Genomic DNA, 18,519 nt, shown 5'->3' with positions numbered 1-18,519 from the left:
CCCGGCCCAACCGCCGGAGGCACCCCGGCACCCCGCGCCCTCAGCCTCACGCCCCGTAGAACAGCTCCTCCATGACCGACCGAGCCCTGCGCGTCGTGCGCCGGTAGTCGTCGAGCATGTCCCCCACGTGGCCGGGCCCGTAGCCCAGGTAGCGTCCGACGGCGGCGAGTTCACGGCCGCCCGACGGGAACATGTCCCCGGCCCGCCCCCGCACGAGCATCACCGCGTTCCGCACCCGCGTGGCCAGCACCCACGCCTCGTCCAGGGTCGCCGCGTCCTCCCCGGAGATCAGCTCCGCGGCACACGCGGCGGCCAGGGCGCGACGGGTCCGCGTGGTGCGCAGCCCCGGCTCCGCCCAGCCGTGCCGGAGCTGAAGGAGCTGTACGGTCCACTCGACATCGGACAGCCCACCACGGCCCAGCTTGGTGTGCAGCGTGGGATCGGCGCCGCGCGGCAGCCGCTCCGACTCCATGCGGGCCTTGAGCCGCCGGATCTCCCGTACGGCATCGTCGCCCAGCCCCTCCGCCGGATACCGCAGCGGGTCGACGAGCTCGATGAAACGACGGCCCAGATCCTCGTCGCCCGCGACGGGTTCCGCGCGCAGCAGTGCCTGTGACTCCCACACCAGCGACCAGCGCCGGTAGTACGCCGCGTACGACGTCAGCGTCCGGACGAGCGGCCCGGACTTGCCCTCGGGCCGCAGGTCGGCGTCGATCAACAGCGGCGGATCGGTGCTGGGGATCTGGAGCAGCCGGCGCATCTCCGCGACGACGGTGCCCGCGGCCCGCGCGGCCTCCTGCTCGTCGACCCCGTCGCGCGGCTCGTGCACGAAGAGGACGTCCGCGTCGGAGCCGTAGCCCAGTTCGTGCCCGCCGAACCGGCCCATGCCGATGATCGCGAACCGGGTGGGAAGGGTGTCGCCCCACTTGCCGCGTACGACTGCCCGCAGCGTCCCCGCCAGGGTGGCCGCGGTGAGGTCCGACACCGCGCCGCCCACCAGTTCCACCAGCGCGCCCTGATCGGCGGCGGCCGGTGCCTCCTCGGTACCGTAGGAAGCGACGATGTCGGCGGCGGCCGTACGGAACAGTTCGCGTCGGCGCACTCCGCGGGCGAAGGTGACCGCCTGCTCGTCGTTCTCGGAGCGTCCGACGGCGGCGAGGATCTCCTGTTCCAGGTGCTCGCGTTCCCGGGGTTCGAGGCCGCCGCCTCTGCCGTCGCCGTCACCGAGCAGGGCGACGGCCTCGGGGGCGCGCAGCAGCAGGTCGGGGGCGAGCCGGCCGGCCGACAGCACACGGGCGAGGTTCTCGGCGGCGGCTCCCTCGTCCCGGAGGAGCCGCAGGTACCAGGGGGTCTTGCCCAGCGCGTCCGACACCTTGCGGAAACCCAGCAGCCCCGCGTCCGGGTCGGCCGAGTCCGCGAACCAGCCCAGCAGAACGGGCAGCAGGGTGCGCTGGATCGCGGCCTTGCGGGTGACGCCCGAGGCGAGCGCCTCCAGGTGCCTGAGCGCCGACGCCGGATCCGCGTAGCCGAGGGCGACCAGCCGCTCGCGGGCCGCGTCGGCGCTCAACCGGGTCTCACCCGGGGCGAGTTGGGCCACGGCGTCGAGCAGTGGCCGGTAGAAGAGCTTCTCGTGCAGGCGCCGTACGACGGCCGCGTGCCGCTTCCACTCGCGGTTCAGCTCGGCGACCGGGTCCGTGCGCAGCCCCAGGGACCGGCCGATGCGGCGCTGGTCGTCCTCGGCCGCGGGGACGAGGTGGGTGCGGCGCAGCCGGAAGAGCTGGATGCGGTGCTCCATGGACCGCAGGAAACGGTAGGCCTCGTCGAGCTGCACGGCGTCGGCCCGCCCCACGTACCCGCCCGCGGCGAGGGCCCGCAGCGCGTCGAGGGTGGTGCCACTGCGCAGTGAGGTGTCTCCGCGCCCGTGCACGAGCTGGAGTAGCTGCACGGCGAACTCGACGTCGCGCAGGCCACCGGGGCCGAGTTTCAGCTCGCGTTCGATCTCGGCGGCGGGGATGTTCTCGACGACCCTGCGGCGCATCTTCTGTACGTCGGCGATGAAGTTCTCGCGTTCGGCGGCCTGCCAGACGAGGGGGTCGAGCGCGGCGATGTACTCCTCGCCGAGTTCGATGTCGCCCGCGACGGGCCGGGCTTTCAGCAGGGCCTGGAACTCCCAGGTCTTGGCCCAGCGCTGGTAGTAGGCGAGGTGACTGCTGAGGGTCCGCACGAGCGGTCCGTTGCGGCCCTCGGGGCGGAGGTTCGCGTCGACGGGCCAGATGGTTCCCTCGACGGTGGACTCCGAGCAGATCCGCATCAGGTGGGAGGCGAGCCTGGTGGCCGCCTGCAGCGCCTTCTGCTCGTCGGCGGAGTCGGTGGAACCGGTGGAACCGGTGGAACCGGTCGAGCCCGTGGAGTCCGCGGCCTCGCCGACGAAGATGACGTCGACGTCGGACACGTAGTTCAGCTCGTGGCCGCCGCACTTGCCCATCGCGATGACGGCGAGCCGGCACAGCGCGGCGTCCTCGGGGGCGGCCGCGCGGGCGAGAGCGAGGGCGGCGCGGAGGGTGGCGGTGGCGAGGTCGGCGAGCTCGGCGGCGGTCTGCGCGACGTCGGTGGTGCCGCACACGTCGCGGGCGGCGATGGAGAGCAGGCAGCGGCGGTAGGCGACACGGAGGGAGACGGGGTCGGTGGCCTCGGCGAGACCCCGCTCGAACTGCTCGACGCCCGGGTGCAGGTCCTCCGGCTCGTACGTGACGAGTGCCTGCCAGTCGTGCGGATGCCGGGCGAGGTGGTCGCCGAGCGCGGCCGACGCGCCGAGCACTCCGAGGAGCCGGTCCCGCAACGGCTTCGCCGCGATCACCGTGTCCAGCAGCTCGCGCTGCGCGGTCCCGTCGGGCTGGGCCTCCAGCAGCCGGACGAAGCCGAGGAGCGCCAGGTCGGGGTCGGCGGTGGCACCGAGCGCGTCGAGCAGGACCGGGTCGTCCCTTATGGCCGTCAGCTCGGTGCTCTCCAGGAGCCGCTCGGCGGCCGACGGATCGGTGAAGCCGTGTCTCAGCAGCCGAGAGAAGGTACTGCTCCTGCGCCCCGGCGCCGTCATCCCCGGCCTCCCTCGGATCAAGGTCGTTCGGCCCCGAGGGTAACCCCGACGGGGACGGGTGCGCCGGGTTGGGCGGGGGCCTCTTGTGGATGGGTGCGGATTCGCCTTGGGCGGCACGGGGGCCAGTGCGCCCGCGGTCCACGACGGCCGAGCAGCCGCCCCGATGAGTTCCGTGGCCGCGCGAGGTCTGTCCCTGCGAACGGCCAACCCGCTCCCCCACACCCCAGGAGGCACCCATGGCGGACAGAAAGACTCCACAGACCCGGCTCGATCCGCGCTACAGCAGCGAGGGAGCCACCCCGACCACCTGGCCGCAGGCCGAGTCGCTGCTCACCGAGGCCGAGCTCTTCTGGATCTCGACCGTACGGCCGGACGGGCGCCCGCATGTGACTCCCCTGCCCGCGGTGTGGGCGGACGGCGCGCTGCACTTCTGCACCGGCCCCGAGGAGCGCAAGGCACGCAACCTCGCGGAGAACCCGCAGGTCGTGCTCACCACCGGCACGAACACCTGGGACAAGGGCTACGACCTGGCGGTGGAGGGCGAGGCGGTCCGGGTCACCGACGACGACCGGTTGCGTGATCTGGCTGCGGCCTGGGAGGCCAAGTACGGCAGTTTCTGGCATTTCGATGTGCGGGACGGTCACTTCCATCACGGCCCCGGACGGGCCGTCGTTTTCGCGGTGGCGCCCTGCCAGGTCTTCGGCTTCGGTAAGGGGGAGCCCTTCAGTCAGACCCGCTGGCGGTTCGACTGACATTGGCGTCGGCACGCATGTCAGAGGCGACTCGAGACGTCATGCTCCCGCGCCTCCGAGGGGCACAGGAGCATGACACTTGGGGAAAGCGAGCAACCACGACAAAGCCGCAGACTCAAGACGGCAGCAACGAACCCACCACCCGAACCGGCCCTCAGCGGAGCGTCACAGCACCGGCAGGTTCTTCCGCAGCTCGAACGCCGTGACCTCGCTGCGGTACTCCTCCCACTCCTGCTTCTTGTTGCGGAGGAAGAAGTCGAAGACGTGCTCGCCGAGTGTCTCGGCGACGAGGTCGCTGCGCTCCATCAGGGACAGGGCCTCGCCGAGGTTCTGGGGCAGGGGTTCGATGCCCATCGCGCGGCGCTCGGAGTTGGACAGGGCCCAGACGTCGTCCTCGGCTCCCGGCGGGAGCTCGTAGCCCTCCTCGATGCCCTTGAGGCCGGCGGCGAGGAGGACGGCGTAGGCGAGGTAGGGGTTCGCGCCGGAGTCCAGGGAGCGGACCTCGATGCGGGCCGAGCCCGTCTTGCCGGGCTTGTACATCGGGACGCGGACCAGGGCCGAGCGGTTGTTGTGGCCCCAGCAGATGTACGAGGGGGCCTCGCCGCCCGCGCCGGCGGTGCGCTCGGCGCCGCCCCAGATGCGCTTGTAGGAGTTGACCCACTGGTTGGTGACGGCCGCGATCTCGCCCGCGTGCCTGAGCAGGCCCGCGATGAAGGAGCGGCCGACCTTGGAGAGCTGGTACTCCGCGCCCGACTCGTAGAACGCGTTCCTGTCGCCCTCGAAGAGCGAGAGGTGCGTGTGCATGCCACTGCCCGGGTGCTCCGAGAACGGCTTCGGCATGAACGTCGCCTGGACGCCCTGCTCCAGCGCCACCTGCTTCATGACCAGGCGGAACGTCATGATGTTGTCGGCCGTGGAGAGCGCGTCGGCGTAGCGCAGGTCGATCTCCTGCTGGCCCGGAGCGCCCTCGTGGTGGGAGAACTCCACCGAGATGCCCATGGACTCCAGCATGGTGATCGCCTGGCGGCGGAAGTCCATGCCGACGTTGGTCGGGGTGTGGTCGAAGTAGCCCGAGTTGTCGGCCGGGGTGGGGCGGGAGCCGTCCATCGGGCGGTCCTTCAGGAGGAAGAACTCGATCTCCGGGTGGGTGTAGAAGGTGAAGCCCAGGTCGGAGGTGCGGGCCAGGGAGCGCTTGAGGACGTAGCGCGGGTCCGCGAAGGACGGGGAGCCGTCCGGCATGAGGATGTCGCAGAACATCCGGGCCGTCCCGGGCGCCTCCGCGCGCCACGGCAGGACCTGGAACGTCGAGGGGTCCGGCTTGGCGATCATGTCGGACTCGTAGACGCGGGCGAAGCCCTCGATGGCCGAGCCGTCGAAGCCGATGCCCTCGTCGAAGGCCTGTTCCAGCTCTGCGGGGGCCACGGCCACGGACTTGAGGAAGCCCAGCACGTCCGTGAACCACAGGCGTACGAACCGGATGTCGCGCTCCTCCAATGTGCGGAGCACGAACTCCTGCTGCTTGTCCATGTCTAGCTTCCACCCATCCTTGCTGGTCAGGCCGCCTGGTCCCGTAGCCACTACTCCCGTGCCACGGGAAACGGTCCGGCACCTGAGCATCCCACCACAACACCGTTTCATGCGCGTTGCGGACCTTGATCGTTCGACCGACTCCGGTGTGAACGCCTCGCGCACGGCAGGTGTACGGCTCTGAACCCATTTTGCCTGCTCGCCGGCGCTTCTGTAATGGCCGGCCGTGCCCTTTCCGCTGGCCCTGGCCCTGCGGCCGCGGTCGTTCCCGGCCTGAAGCGGATACGGGGTCCCGGCCGGCAGGAATCCCCCTCGTTTACGAGAGGGAGGGCGTCAAATTACGATCAGCGAGCCCCTCCCGTCTCATCCCGTCTCATCCCCCACTGAAGGAACACACGACATGTCCGCCAAGAAGAGCAGCTCCGCGGCGCGCAAGGCGCGAATAGAGGAGATGCGCCGTGCCGAGCGCGCCCGCGAGACTCGCAACCGCATCCTCACGATCGGCGTGAGCGTGGTCATCGTCGCCGGTCTCGTCGTCGGCGGGACGTTCCTCATACGCTCGCAGTCCGACGACAGCGACACCGCCGGTGACACGAAGGCCGCCTCGGGCAAGTTCGTCACCGGCGAGGACGGCGTGAAGAAGTGGGAGGGCAAGCTGGCCCAGACCCACGTCACCAAGTCCGTGAAGTACCCGGTGGAACCGCCGGTCGGCGGCGACCACAACCCGGTGTGGCAGAACTGCAACGGCGACGTCTACGACAAGGCGATCAAGAACGAGAACGCCGTGCACTCCCTGGAGCACGGCGCGGTCTGGGTGACGTACAACAGCGCGGCGTCCGAGGACGACATCAAGGCGCTCGCCGAGAAGGTCAAGCAGACCCCGTACACGCTCATGAGCCCGGTCGACGACCAGAAGGACCCGCTCATGCTGAGCGCGTGGGGGCACCAGCGCACGGTGACGAGCGCCGACGACCCGAACGTCGGGAAGTTCTTCGAGACGTATGTGCAGGGCGAGCAGACCCCGGAGCCGGGCGCGGCCTGCACCAATGGCCTCTCGTAGCAACTGCCTGACACAGTGGGGAAGATGAAGCACATAGCCTGGATCGCCTCCGGGGCCGCGGCGGTGCTCGTCGCGGCCGGAGCGATCACGTACGCGGTCGCCGACGGCGACGACTCCGCCACGAAGGTGCCCGCCGCGGACTCCGCGGACGCGGGCTTCGCCCGGGACATGGCGGTCCACCACCAGCAGGCCGTCGAGATGTCGTACATCGTCCGCGACCGCACCGACGACGAAGACGTTCGGCGGCTCGCGTACGACATCGCGCAGACCCAGGCCAACCAGCGCGGCATGATGATCGGCTGGCTGGACATGTGGGAGCTGCCCAAGGTGTCGTCGGACGCGCCCATGACGTGGATGGGCATGGGCGACATGGCCTCCGGCAAGGACGGCTCGCTGATGCCGGGCATGGCGACCAACACCGAGTTGGAGAAGCTCGGCAAGCTCAGCGGCAAGGAGGCGGAGATCTTCTACCTCCAGCTGATGACCGACCACCACAAGGGCGGCATCCACATGGCGCAGGGCTGCGTCTCCAAGTGCACGGTCGGCGTGGAGAAGAAGCTCGCGCAGGGCATGGTCAACGGCCAGGAGTCGGAGATCCAGCTCATGACCGGGATGCTCAAGGACCGGGGCGCGACACCGCGTTAGGGCGGTCCCTGGGTCGGGCAGTGGCGTGGGGCGCTCCGTGCGTGGGGCGCCCCACACGCCCGCCCACCCCATTGCGTCGTTCTGACGATTAAACGGGCCGTGTGCCTCGGCTGCCCCCGGGCTACTGGCTACTGGCTACTGGCTACTGGCTACTGGCTACTGGCTACTGGCTACTGGGCGGAATTTTCGCACCACTCGTGCCCCCGGATGCGGCGGTCGCATCCGGGGGCCCGGAGAGATTGCCGACAGCTCCCGCGGCCGGGCGGACGCGCCCGCGCCCTGGCGTCCCGGCTCCTGAGGTCCGGCCCCTACGGTCCACCCCTGAGCGGGGCGACCGCTTCAGGACCCCTCAGCGCACCACCGCATCCGACTCCTGCGGAACATGCGCCGCCACCAGGCGCCCTGGACCGCTCTGCCGTACGACGACACCCCGCCGGACATCGACCACGTACGCCACAGCCGCGACTCCCAGCCCCAGCAGGGCCAATCCCGCTCCCGCGACCGCGGGAGACGTCACCCCGAAGCCGGCGGCGAGTGTCAGCCCGCCGATCCACGCACCGCCCGCGTTGGCCAGGTTGAAGGCCGCCTGGTTGGCGGACGAGGCCAGGGACGGGGCCGTGGACGCCTTTTCCATGACCATGAGCTGGAGGGGCGAGCCGGTGGCGAAGGCGGCCGTGCCGAGCAGCGTCACGGCGAGGGCCGCCGTCCACGCCGACTGCATCAGCAGCGGGAACAGGGCCAGCACCACGACCAGCGAGACCAGACCGCCGAACAGCGTCCCTCGCATCGCGCGGTCCGCGAGCCGGCCGCCCACGAGGTTGCCCACCGTCGCCCCCACGCCGAACAGCGCCAGCAGCAGCGTCACGCTCGACTCGGCGTACCCGGCGGCCGCCGTCAGCATGGGCGCGATGTAGCTGTACGCGGCGAAGAGGGCGCCGAAGCCCGCGACGGTCGTGCCCAGCGCCAGCCAGACGGGCCCCGAGCGGAGGGCGGCCAGTTCACCGCGCAGGCCACCACCCGGCGTCCCGCCGTGGGCCGGGTCACGGGGCAGCAGCAGCGCCAGGGAGCCGATCGCCGCCAGCCCGATCACGCTCACCCCGAGGAACGCGGCACGCCAGCCGAGGTGCTGGCCCACGAGCGTCGCCGCGGGCACCCCCGCGACGTTCGCGACCGTCAGTCCCAGGAACATCAGCGAGACCGAACGCGCCTTGCGCTCGGGCGCCACCAGGTTCGTGGCGACGACGGCGCCCACACCGAAGAAGGCACCGTGCGGGAGCCCGCTCAGGAAACGGGCGGCCAGCAGCCAGTGCGCGTCCGGCGCGAGGGCCGACAGGGCGTTGCTGAACACGAACAGCGCCATCAGGGCGATGAGGACCGTGCGGCGGGACATGCGGGCCGTCACCGCGGCCAGCAGCGGAGCACCGATCACCACGCCCAGCGCGTACGCCGAGACGAGGTGCCCGGCGGTGGGGAGGGAGACGCGCAGGTCGACCGCGACGTCGGGCAGCAGGCCCATCATCACGAACTCGGTCGTACCGATCCCGAACGCGCCCACGGCGAGGGCGAGCAGGGCGAGGGGCATGGAGAGGCCTTTCAGAGGGAGGTTTCGTTCCATCGTATGTTCAAAGACGGAACAAACTCTCCCCGGCCCAGCATTCCGGCAGGTGACGCCCTGGTTTCAAGCAGGTGTTCAGGGGCCCGATGTGCCGAGTTTCACACGCGCCGCGAGCGGCAGATGGTCGCTCGCCGTCGCCGGCAGCGTCCACGACGCCTCCGGTTCGGCGTCCCGCACCAGGATCTGGTCGATGCGGGCCATCGGGAAGGACGCCGGCCAGCTGAAGCCGAAGCCGCTGCCCGCCGCGCCCTGCGTGGAGCGCATCTGTGCGGTGACGGCGTTGAGCGCACGGTCGTTCATCGTGCCGTTGAGGTCACCGAGCAGGACGACCTGCCTGATGGGCTCGTCCGCGATGGCCGCGCCCAGGGCGTTGGCGCTCTTGTCGCGCTGCCGCGCGGTGAACCCGGCCTCCAGCTTCACCCGCACCGAGGGCAGATGGGCGACGTAGACGGCGACCTCGCCCTCCGGCGTCGTCACGGTCGAGCGCATCGCGCGCTCCCAGCCCAGCTTGATGTCGACGGACTTGGTGTCGTTCATCGGGTACTTGCTCCACAGCCCGACGGTGCCGACCACCTTGTGGTACTTGTACGTCGACTCCAGCGCCCTCTCGTAGACGGGCACGGCCTCCTCGGTCAGTTCCTCCAGCGCCACCACGTCCGCCCCGGAGGCGGCCACGTCGCGGGCCGTGCCGGACGGGTCCGGGTTCTCCGCGTTGACGTTGTGCGTGGCGACGGTCAGGTCACCGCCGCTGCTGGCCTTGTCGGTGACGAGCCCGCCGAAGAGGTTCAGCCAGACGGCCGTGGGCAGCAGCACGGCGATGAGCGCGGTCACTGACCGGCGGATGAGCGCGAGGATCAGGAGTACCGGGACGAACACGCCGAGCCAGGGCAGGAACGTGTCGGTGAGGCTGCCGAGGTTGCCGATCTTGTTGGGGATCCGCGCGTGCAGCACCATCATCAGTGCGAGGATCACCGCGAGGGCCGCGATCACGATGCCGCGGCGCCAGATCCCCCGGTCGCCCCACAGGCGCCGGAGCCGGGACCGCTCGCGGCCCGCACCCGTGCCGCCGCCCGTCTCCGTCACATACGCCTGCGCCATACCGTCGCCTCACAACCTGCCGTGCACGTCGTCCCCCGCGCCTACGACCCTAGGGGATGATCGCCGTCCGTCCCGCCGTCCCGTGACGGCCGTACGGGCACGATGACGAAGATCTCAGCTGTCGAAGTTCCGAACCGGCGGCCGGAGAACGCTTGCTGTGACCAAACGCGCACACCAGCGGGGAGTTGTGAGGTGTGGTTTTGTGACGTCACTTCAGGAACCGGTTCGGACTTCAAGGTTTCAAGGAGTTTTCCGGCCGGGGACGAAGCCGCGACTGGCTCTGCCGACTCTGCGAGAAATGTCACCCTGCGCGAAGGGGCCGTCGGCGGCGAGTCGCGGTGAAGGGCTACACGCCGTCCGGCCGCAGTCCCGCCAGGACCGTGTCGACGATGTGCTCGGCCAGTTCCTCGTCGAGTGCGGCGTCCGGGCGCATGACCGTGCGTACGAGCATGGGGCCCACGAACAGGTCGCTGACCAGCTCAATGTCGAGGTCGGCCCGGAGTTCGCCGTTCTCCCGGCCCCGGCGCAGTACCTCGAAGGTGGTACGGCGCCGGGGTTCGATCACGACGGCGTGGTACGCGGCCCAGATCTTCGGGCTGCTCTTCATCTGCGCGTGGACGTTGTGCAGGATTGCCGAGGAACGGCTCATCAGGCCGCGCCGGCGCAGCGATTCCAGCAGGGCGACGAGGTCGTCGCGCAGGGAGGTGCCGGGGAGCACGGGGTCCGGGGGTTCGGCCGCGCGCAGGACGTCGACGAAGAGCTCCTCCTTGCCGCTCCAGCGGCGGTAGATGGTGGCCTTGCCGACGCCCGCGGTGCGCGCCACCCGCTCGATGGACAACTCCGCGAGCGGCACACCCTCCTCAAGGAGCTTCATCACCCCTTCGATGATGGAGCGTTCCACGGCCTCGCTGCGCGGGCGTCCCCGGACGGGGCTCCCGGGGCCCACTGCCGTGCTGCCTTCCCTGGCTCGGCTCTCGGCGAGGCTCACGATCGGCTCCGTCCCTGTGTTGTCGGCGTGGGGCGATTCTCCCGTCTGAACGACCGCGAGGGGCACGCGGTGCCCGGACAAACTCCTTGACGTCCGCCGAACGACATCGCGCGTCCGCCCGATGGGTCTGCCTTGTCCGCCCTATTGATCCGCTTTATCTGCTGTCACCAACTCGGTCTCCCCGGGCTCCCGTTGTTCCTGTGGTGCCTTTCCCGGCAGGAACAGCGCCACCACCACCGCCCCGAACACGGCCACTCCCGCCCCGCACAGCGCGGTGACGTGCATCGCGTGCAGGAAGGCGTCGTGGGCCGGGGCGACCAGGGCCTCGCCCTTGACGCCGAGCTTCGCGGCGAAGCCGAGGGTGGCCTCGATGGACTCGCCCGCCTGGTGCCGGGCGGTGGGCGGCAGCCTGTCCTCGATGCCGGAGCGGTACGCCGTCGACAGCACCGAGCCGAGGACCGCGATGCCCAGGGCGCCGCCGAGCTGGCGGAAGGTGTTGCTGAGGGCGGACGCCGAGCCGGCCTTCTCGCGCGGCAGCGCCTGCATGATGACGACGCTCACCGGGGTCATGATGTGCGCCATGCCGGCCCCCATGAAGAAGAAGATCACTTCGAGGATCCAGATCGGCGTGTCCGCCTCCAGCGCCGTGAAGGCGGCCAGCATCGCCGCGACGGTCAACAGCCCCGCCGTGCACACCGCCTTGTTGCCGAACCGGTCCACGACCAGCCGGGCCCGCGGCGCGAACACCATCTGCGCGACGGCCAGCGGCAGCAGCAACAGGCCGGCGTGCAACGGCGAGTAACCGCGCACGCTCTGGGTGTAGAAGACGGAGAAGAAGGTCACGCCCATGAGCGCGAAGAACACGAGCGCGATGGCGGCGATGGCCGCCGAGAAGACCTTGTTCTTGAAGTACGTGACGTCGATGGACGGATGGTCGCTGCGCTTCTCGAACAGGACGAAGACGGCGAGCACCGCGAGTCCGGCCCCGATGGTCGCGAGCACGGTGGCGTTCGTGAAGTCCGCGAGCTGGCCGCCCTTGATGATGCCGTACACGAGCAGCACGAGCCCGACGATGGAGAGCACGACACCGAGGGGGTCCACGCGCCCTGGGTTCGGGTCCCGTGAGTCGGGCACCAGCCACAGCATCAGCGCCAGCGCGAGGACGACTATCGGCACGTTGATGAGGAAGACGGACCCCCACCAGAAGTGGTCGAGAAGGACCCCTCCGGTGATGGGCCCGATGGCGATGGCGAGCCCGACACCGCCCGCCCAGATGCCGATGGCCTTCGGCTGCTCGTCCCGCTCGAAGACGTTCATCAGGACGGCCAGGGTGGCGGGCATCACGAACGCCGCCCCGAGGGCCATCACGGCACGGAACGCGATGAGTTCGGCGGGGGAGCCCGACTGGGCCGCCAGCGCCGATCCGACGCCGAACACCACGAGCCCGGCGAGCAGCACCTTCTTCCGCCCCAGCCGGTCGCCCAGGAGCCCCGCGCTGAACAGCAGCCCGGCGAAGACGAGCGTGTAGGCGTTGATCGCCCACTCCAGCTCGCTCTGGGTGGCACCGAGCCCGGTCGGAGCGGGCGTGGAGATCGTCTTGATGGCGACGTTCAGGATCGAGTTGTCGAGCACGACGATCAGCAGGCTCAGCATCAGTACGCCGAGGATGGCCCAGCGGCGCCTGTGTACGGCTTCCGGGACCCGCCGCTCGGCAGGGACAGCAGGAGAAGTCATGGGTACGACCCTAACGAGCTTTCGATACGGGACCGTCTCGTATTGAAATCCTTTACGGAGCCCTTAAGCGAGGACCTAGGGCATGGGGCTTAGGTATCACCGCGTACGTGACAGACATCCCCCGCCCCGGTCTGGCCGGGCCTGGCACGAGGTGCCACCATGGAGACGGTCCGGGGACGCCGTGAGGGCGCCTCGAGATGACAGAAGGAGCCGTTGCGATGACGCAGCTTCCGGCTGCCCCCGAGCAGCCCGAGCAGCCCGCACAGGGGGCGCTCAAGCCCTCCGACAGCAGCAGGGCGCTGTACGGGGGCAAGAGCACCCGGCGGATCACCGTGCGCGACATTGCCGCCGCCAAGGAGCGCGGCGAGAAGTGGCCCATGCTCACCGCATACGACGCGCTGACCGCGTCCGTCTTCGACGAGGCCGGCATTCCGGTGATGCTCGTCGGCGACTCGGCGGGCAACTGCCACCTGGGGTACGAGACCACCGTGCCCGTCACCCTCGACGAGATGACGATGCTGTCGGCGGCGGTCGTCCGCGGCACCAGCCGCGCCCTGATCGTCGGCGATCTGCCCTTCGGGTCGTACCAGGAGGGCCCCGTCCAGGCCCTGCGCTCGGCGACGCGCCTGATCAAGGAGGCGGGCGTCGGAGCGGTCAAGCTGGAGGGCGGCGAACGCTCCCACCGCCAGATCGAGCTCCTCGTGGAGTCCGGCATCCCGGTCATGGCGCACATCGGACTGACCCCTCAGTCGGTCAACGCGATGGGCTACCGCGTGCAGGGACGTGGCGACGAGGCGGCCGCGCAGCTGTTGCGGGACGCGAAGGCCGTGCAGGACGCCGGCGCCTTCGCCGTCGTCCTCGAACTGGTCCCGGCCGAGCTGGCGGCCGAGGTCACGCGCGTGCTCCACATCCCGACGGTCGGTATCGGCGCGGGCCCCGAGACGGACGCGCAGGTCCTCGTCTGGACCGACATGCTCGGGCTGACCGCGGGGCGGGTACCGAAGTTCGTGAAGCAGTACGTCAACCTCCGCGAGGTCATGGCCGGCGCGGCCAGGTCCTTCGCCGAGGACGTCATCGGCGGAACGTTCCCCCAGGAGGAACACTCCGTCCACTGATCCACCACGGCACCACCCAGCAGCCCGCCGATCTTCCCCCGTCGGCGGGCTGCTGTTTTTTGCGCCTGAGCCGGCGCCGCTCTCGCGGACCTGGTTGCTCGGCACCTTCTTGCGCCTGAACCGGCGCCGCTCTCGCGGACCTGGTTGCTCGCCGTCGTGGTTTCTCAATTGATGGTTGCGGAGTTCGTCGGGGAATTGTCGGTGGTGTCGGCCGTCATTCACCTGCTGTCGGTGCTCTGTCGGTCGTTTGTCGGTGGGCTCTGGCACCGTCGTCCCCATGAAGCGAAACGACAAGAACCCAGGCGGCCCGAACGGGGCCGTCACCGTCCGGGGACTGGTCAAGCACTACGGCGAGACCAAGGCGCTCGACGGCGTCGACCTGGACGTGCGCGAGGGCACCGTGATGGGTGTGCTCGGGCCGAACGGGGCCGGCAAGACCACCCTCGTGCGGATTCTGTCCACGCTGCTCGCACCCGACGCGGGACAGGCGACCGTCGCCGGATACGACGTCGTACGGCAGCCCCGGCAGCTGCGCCGGGTGATCGGGCTCACCGGGCAGTACGCGTCGGTCGACGAGAAGCTCCCGGGCTGGGAGAACCTCTACATGATCGGGCGACTGCTCGATCTGCCGCGGAAGGACGCGCGCGCTCGCGCCGACGAGCTGCTGGAGCGGTTCTCGCTCACGGAGGCCGCCATGCGGCCCGCGAGCACGTACTCCGGCGGCATGCGGCGGCGGCTCGACCTCGCCGCCTCGATGATCGGGCGGCCCGAGGTGCTGTTCCTCGACGAGCCGACCACCGGACTCGACCCCCGTACCCGTAACGAGGTGTGGGACGAGGTCAAGGCCATGGTCGGTGAGGGGGTGACCGTGCTGCTCACCACCCAGTACATGGAGGAGGCCGAGCAGCTCGCCTCCGAGCTGACCGTCGTCGACCGCGGGAAGGTCATCGCGGGCGGCGCCATCGACGAGCTCAAGGCGAAGGTCGGAGGGCGGACGCTGCGGGTGCGGCCCGCTGATCCACTGCAGTTGCGGCCGCTCGCCTCCGCCCTCGACGAGCTCGGCATCACGGGACTCGCCAACTCGACCGTCGACACCGAGGGCGGTGCCGTACTCGTCCCGATCCTCAGCGACGAGCAGCTGACCGCCGTGGTCGGCGCGGTCACCGCGCGCTCCATCACGATCAGCTCCATCACCACCGAACTGCCCAGCCTGGACGAGGTGTTCCTGTCCCTCACCGGCCATCGCGCCAGTGCCCCGCAGGACGCCGTGCCCGCCGACACCCGCGAGGAGGTCGCCGTATGAGCGCCGCCCCTGCATTCACCGCCACCACCACAGCCGACGCACGCATTCCGCTGCGCGGCCATCTGCGCCACACCGGCGCCCTCATCCGCCGCAATCTGCTGTGGATCCGGCAGGACCCCGAGTCGATGTTCGACGCGTTGCTGATGCCGGTCGTCTTCACCCTGCTGTTCGTGTACGTCTTCGGCGGCTCGATCGGGCAGGCCCTGGGCGGCGGGCAGGACGGTTACGTGCAGTACGTGATCCCCGGCATGATCGCGATGATGAGCATGACGCTGTCCCAGGGCGTCGGCACCGGGTTCAGCCAGGACTTCAACTCCGGTGTCATGGACCGCTTCCGGTCGCTGCCGATCGGGCGCGGCTCGGTGCTGTTCGCGAAGGTCTCGGTGGAGCTGGCGCGGATGCTGTTCGCGACGACCGTGCTGATGATCGTCGCCGTCCTGGTCGGCTTCGACATCAACCACTGGGACGGTCTGTTCGCGGCCGTGGGCCTGTCCGCGGTGTTCGCCTCGTCGATCATGTGGGTGTTCCTCACCCTGGGCGTGATCCTGAAGAACGCGCAGTCGGTGCAGGCGATGGGCTTCCTGGTGCTGTTCCCGCTGCAGTTCGGCTCGTCGATCTTCGCGCCGACCCAGTCGATGCCCGGCTGGCTGCAGGCCTTCACCGACTACAACCCGCTGTCCACGCTCGCCGACGCGGCGCGCGGCCTCATGGTGGGCGGCCCGGTCGCGCAGGACCTGTGGGTGACGCTGGCCTGGTCGGTGGCGATCACCGCGGTGATGGCGCCGGTCGCGATCCACAAGTTCCGTACGAAGAGCTGAAGAGCTGACGCGCGGGCCCCGGGCCGGACGACGGTTCAGACCAGGGCGGTGGCCTCCTCCACGGAGAGCGCGCCGCCCTCGGCGTACGCCGTCTCGTACGTCTCGTCGTCCAGTACGGCCCGGGCCGCGGACTCGGCCAGGTCGCGGTTCTCGACCTCCAGGGGGCTTGAGCAGTGACCCTGCGGCAGCATCGCGTCGGCGGCTCCGAGGAGCCGGGCCGCGTCCCGTGCCCGGCTGCCGCCGTCCACGCCGGCGACGGCGATGGCGGCCCCGGTGAGCTGCACGGAGACGAAGTGGGGCGCGATGTTGCGGGTGATCGGGTCCGCGGCCCGTGCCAACGCCTCGCGCAGCTTGACCAGGGCCTCCTCATGGCGGCCCGACAGCGCCTCCAGCCAGCCCTCGATGCCGGCGACGAAGCTGGAGAAGATCACGAAGTTGACGGCCTCGAAATCCTCCCGCAGCAGCCTGATCTGCTCCCACGCCTCCGCCATGCGCCGGCGGCGGCCGAGCCAGACCGTGAGAAAGAGCCTGGCGGCCGGTATGGCCTCGTTGGTGCTGCCCTGAGCGCTCTCCAGCACCTCGAACAGCATCTTCTCGCCGCGCTCGGCATCCCCGCCCTCGATGAGCACACCGCCCAGGCGGGCTCTGAGGACACCCAGCTGGGCGCGGGCGCCGAGTTGTTCGGCGTACTCCAGGGCCCGTGCGAAGTCCGCGGCGGCGCCCTCGTAGTCGCCCTTGCGCTCCTGGGCCTCACCTCGCGCGGAGAGTGCCTCCGCCGCGCCCCAGGCGTCGCCGATCCGGGTGAACAGCTCCAGCGCCTCGTCGGCGTCGCGGGTGGCGTCGCCCGTCCAGTCGCTGCGGTTGGCGAGGATGTTGGCCCGCAGTTGCAGGGCCTGCGCCAGCTCCCAGGAGTGGCCGAGCTCGCGGCAGGTGTTCACGGTCTCGTTGATGACGTCGCGGGTGCGCTCCAGTTCGGCGCTGAGCAGAACGGCGAAGAACCACATGGAGCCGGGGAAACGGCAGGTCTGCGGCTGGCCCGGCCGGTAGGTCCCGCTGATGACGAGCAGCTTCTGTCTGGCCTGCGGGGTTTCCCAGGCGCCCAGGTCCATGTCCATGCAGGCGAGGTGGAGGAGGTGCACCCCGCGCCGGGCCTCCGCGAGGACCTCGGGGCTCATCGGCGGCGGGCCGTCGGTGAGGCCTTCGAGCACGTCCGGGGCGGGGAGCGCGGGCCCGGCGAAGGGGTCGGGGCCGAGCGCCATGACCTCGGCGGACCAGGTGCGGGCCTCGCTGCGCAGGTCGCGCATCTGCCAGTACCAGCACAGCGACAGCGCCAGGCTGAGGGCCTCCTGTTCGTCGCGTTCGGCGACGGCGTGGCGCAGGGCCGTGCGGATGTTCTCGTACTCCAGCTCCAGCAGCTCGATCGCCGCGCGCTGGCCGGAGCCGCGCAGCAACGGGTCGGTGGTGCGGGCGAGTTCGCGGTAGTACGTGAGGTGGGCGCGCTCGGCGGCGGCCCGCGCACCCGTCTCGTCGAGCCGCTCGCGGGCGTACTCGGCGACGGTCTCCAGGAGCCGGTAGCGCATCACGCCGTCGCCGCCGGGCGTCGCCACCACGAGGGACTTGTCGACGAGCGAGCCGAGCGCCTCCAGCGTGGATAGGGGGTGTTTTGAAAGTCCAGTGCGGTGCCCACGGTGTTCGGTGCGTGCCCTCGGCGTGCCGGACGAAGGCCCTCGTAGCGGAGCTACTTGGGTCTTTGGCCGGTGCGGCGAGGGTGCGTGCCGGGCGCCGTGGGTGCTGTGCGGGACTTTCAAAACACCCCCTAGGCCGCAGACGGCCTCGGCGGCGGCGAGGTCGCAGCCGCCCGCGAACACCGACAGCCGCCGCAGGACGTCCCGTTCGTCCTCGTCGAGGAGGTCCCAGGACCAGTCGACGACGGCACGCAGGGTCTGCTGGCGGGGCAGTACGGTCCGGCTGCCGCTGGTGAGCAGCCGGAACCGGTCGTCGAGCCGCTCCGCGACCTGTCGCAGCGTCAGCATCCGGAGCCGGGCGGCCGCCAGTTCGATGGCGAGCGGCAGGCCGTCGAGGCGCCGGCAGATCTCGGCCGCCGCCTCAGGATCGTCCGCGGGGTCGAAGCCGGGACGGGCGGCGGCGCCGCGGTCGGCGAGCAGCCGCAACGCGTACGGCTGCGCCAGCGGTTCCACGGGTCGCAGCAACTCCCCCGGCACGCCGAGGGGTTCGCGGCTCGTGGCCAGTACGGTCAGTCCGGGGCAGCGCTCCAGCAGCCGCTCGACGAGGCGGGCGGCGGCGTCGACCACGTGCTCGCAGTTGTCGAGGACGATCAGCATGCGGCGTCGGCCGCAGTGCTCGACGAGGCGGCTGACCGGGTCGTCGTGCCGGTCGGCCATGGCCCGCATCTCCTCGGCGCCGGCTCCCCTCAGGACGGTCTCGCGGGCGCCGAGGGCGGTGAGTACGGCCTCCGGGACGTTCTCGGGGTCGTCGACCGGCGCCAGTTCGGCCAGCCAGACGCCGTCGGGGACGGCCTCGGCCACGGCCTCCCCCGCCTCCTGCGACAGCCGGGTCTTGCCCGCCCCGCCAGGGCCCAGCAGGGTCACGAGCCGGGCCGCCGTCAGGTCACCCCGGATGGCGTCGATGTCGGCGTCCCGGCCGACGAAGGAGGTGAGCCGGGCGCGGAGGTTGCCGGGCCTGGGGTTCTCGCCCCCGCCGCCCCTACGGCCTGATGTTTCAGCCCCTCCGGCGTTTGAGGAGCGGGGTC

The 18,519-nt window shown here is 70.6% G+C and carries 13 protein-coding genes; 6 read left to right on the top strand and 7 right to left on the bottom strand.

All coding sequences use genetic code 11. From position 1 onward, the window contains the following. Positions 1-46: 46 nt before the first annotated feature. Positions 47-3,094: a bifunctional [glutamine synthetase] adenylyltransferase/[glutamine synthetase]-adenylyl-L-tyrosine phosphorylase gene (locus FPZ41_RS33995; RefSeq protein WP_152867438.1), complete on the bottom strand. Its 3,048-nt coding sequence runs from the start codon at positions 3,092-3,094 to the stop codon at positions 47-49. Between the two features lie 236 nt (positions 3,095-3,330). Here FPZ41_RS33995 and FPZ41_RS33990 point away from each other — a divergent pair, with 236 nt between their 5' ends. Continuing rightward, positions 3,331-3,846 (top strand): pyridoxamine 5'-phosphate oxidase family protein, encoded by a 516-nt coding sequence (locus FPZ41_RS33990; protein WP_152867437.1) that lies wholly within the window; start codon positions 3,331-3,333, stop codon positions 3,844-3,846. A gap of 165 nt (positions 3,847-4,011) precedes the next feature. Here FPZ41_RS33990 and glnA read toward each other — a convergent pair whose 3' ends face one another. Continuing rightward, entirely contained in the window at positions 4,012-5,373 is a 1,362-nt protein-coding gene (glnA, locus tag FPZ41_RS33985) for a type I glutamate--ammonia ligase (protein WP_152867436.1), read from the bottom strand. 400 nt (positions 5,374-5,773) lie between these two features. Between glnA and FPZ41_RS33980 the strand changes: the two genes are divergently transcribed. Together FPZ41_RS33980 and FPZ41_RS33975 are read left to right on the top strand one after the other, a co-directional pair. Beyond that, complete coding sequence (locus tag FPZ41_RS33980) at positions 5,774-6,433, top strand: DUF3105 domain-containing protein (protein ID WP_152867435.1); 660 nt, start codon at positions 5,774-5,776, stop codon at positions 6,431-6,433. 24 nt (positions 6,434-6,457) lie between these two features. Next, positions 6,458-7,078, top strand: coding sequence for a DUF305 domain-containing protein (locus FPZ41_RS33975; RefSeq protein WP_152867434.1), 621 nt, complete (start codon positions 6,458-6,460; stop codon positions 7,076-7,078). A gap of 349 nt (positions 7,079-7,427) precedes the next feature. Here the strand turns inward: FPZ41_RS33975 and FPZ41_RS33970 are convergent, their stop codons facing one another. From FPZ41_RS33970 to FPZ41_RS33955, 4 genes are all read right to left on the bottom strand, one after another. Then, positions 7,428-8,660, bottom strand: a complete 1,233-nt coding sequence (locus FPZ41_RS33970) for an MFS transporter (protein WP_152867433.1) — start codon at positions 8,658-8,660, stop codon at positions 7,428-7,430. Between the two features lie 108 nt (positions 8,661-8,768). Further along, complete coding sequence (locus FPZ41_RS33965) at positions 8,769-9,791, bottom strand: endonuclease/exonuclease/phosphatase family protein (RefSeq protein WP_152867432.1); 1,023 nt, start codon at positions 9,789-9,791, stop codon at positions 8,769-8,771. Positions 9,792-10,137: 346 nt separating this feature from the next. After that, a complete protein-coding gene (locus FPZ41_RS33960) occupies positions 10,138-10,779 on the bottom strand; it encodes a TetR/AcrR family transcriptional regulator (RefSeq protein ID WP_322621070.1) in 642 nt (213 codons plus the stop codon). 141 nt (positions 10,780-10,920) lie between these two features. Next, positions 10,921-12,513, bottom strand: coding sequence for an MFS transporter (locus tag FPZ41_RS33955; RefSeq protein WP_152867431.1), 1,593 nt, complete (start codon positions 12,511-12,513; stop codon positions 10,921-10,923). Between the two features lie 218 nt (positions 12,514-12,731). On the opposite strand from FPZ41_RS33955, the gene panB reads away from it, so the two are divergent. The 3 genes from panB to FPZ41_RS33940 all read left to right on the top strand — a co-directional run bounded on the left by panB (position 12,732) and on the right by FPZ41_RS33940 (position 15,749). Beyond that, a complete protein-coding gene (panB, locus tag FPZ41_RS33950; protein ID WP_152867430.1) occupies positions 12,732-13,628 on the top strand; it encodes a 3-methyl-2-oxobutanoate hydroxymethyltransferase in 897 nt (298 codons plus the stop codon). A 277-nt stretch (positions 13,629-13,905) separates the two neighbouring features. Further along, positions 13,906-14,931, top strand: a complete 1,026-nt coding sequence (locus FPZ41_RS33945) for an ATP-binding cassette domain-containing protein (protein WP_152867429.1) — start codon at positions 13,906-13,908, stop codon at positions 14,929-14,931. Continuing rightward, on the top strand, positions 14,928-15,749 hold the full coding sequence (locus FPZ41_RS33940; RefSeq protein ID WP_152867428.1) for an ABC transporter permease: 822 nt from the start codon (positions 14,928-14,930) through the stop codon (positions 15,747-15,749). Before FPZ41_RS33945 ends, FPZ41_RS33940 begins: the two co-directional genes overlap by 4 nt. Before the next feature lie 35 nt (positions 15,750-15,784). On the opposite strand, the gene FPZ41_RS48875 is transcribed toward FPZ41_RS33940, so the two are convergent. After that, on the bottom strand, positions 15,785-18,519 hold a 2,735-nt coding region (locus FPZ41_RS48875), incomplete at its 5' end, for an ATP-binding protein (protein ID WP_228023162.1).

The sequence above is a fragment of the Streptomyces acidicola genome, from assembly GCF_009377235.1.
GTDB lineage: Bacteria > Actinomycetota > Actinomycetes > Streptomycetales > Streptomycetaceae > Streptomyces > Streptomyces acidicola.
The sequence above is the reverse complement of the archived record's forward strand: the minus strand, read 5'-3'. Positions and strand labels throughout refer to the sequence as shown.

Excerpts from the sequence above, each read along its gene's own strand:
- FPZ41_RS33995 (WP_152867438.1), bottom strand. The coding sequence starts at position 3,094 with ATGACGGCGCCGGGGCGCAGGAGCAGTACCTTCTCTCGGCTGCTGAGA.
- FPZ41_RS33990 (WP_152867437.1), top strand. The coding sequence starts at position 3,331 with ATGGCGGACAGAAAGACTCCACAGACCCGGCTCGATCCGCGCTACAGC.
- glnA (WP_152867436.1), bottom strand. The coding sequence starts at position 5,373 with ATGGACAAGCAGCAGGAGTTCGTGCTCCGCACATTGGAGGAGCGCGAC.
- FPZ41_RS33980 (WP_152867435.1), top strand. The coding sequence starts at position 5,774 with ATGTCCGCCAAGAAGAGCAGCTCCGCGGCGCGCAAGGCGCGAATAGAG.
- FPZ41_RS33975 (WP_152867434.1), top strand. The coding sequence starts at position 6,458 with ATGAAGCACATAGCCTGGATCGCCTCCGGGGCCGCGGCGGTGCTCGTC.
- FPZ41_RS33970 (WP_152867433.1), bottom strand. The coding sequence starts at position 8,660 with ATGCCCCTCGCCCTGCTCGCCCTCGCCGTGGGCGCGTTCGGGATCGGT.
- FPZ41_RS33965 (WP_152867432.1), bottom strand. The coding sequence starts at position 9,791 with ATGGCGCAGGCGTATGTGACGGAGACGGGCGGCGGCACGGGTGCGGGC.
- FPZ41_RS33955 (WP_152867431.1), bottom strand. The coding sequence starts at position 12,513 with ATGACTTCTCCTGCTGTCCCTGCCGAGCGGCGGGTCCCGGAAGCCGTA.
- panB (WP_152867430.1), top strand. The coding sequence starts at position 12,732 with ATGACGCAGCTTCCGGCTGCCCCCGAGCAGCCCGAGCAGCCCGCACAG.
- FPZ41_RS33945 (WP_152867429.1), top strand. The coding sequence starts at position 13,906 with ATGAAGCGAAACGACAAGAACCCAGGCGGCCCGAACGGGGCCGTCACC.
- FPZ41_RS33940 (WP_152867428.1), top strand. The coding sequence starts at position 14,928 with ATGAGCGCCGCCCCTGCATTCACCGCCACCACCACAGCCGACGCACGC.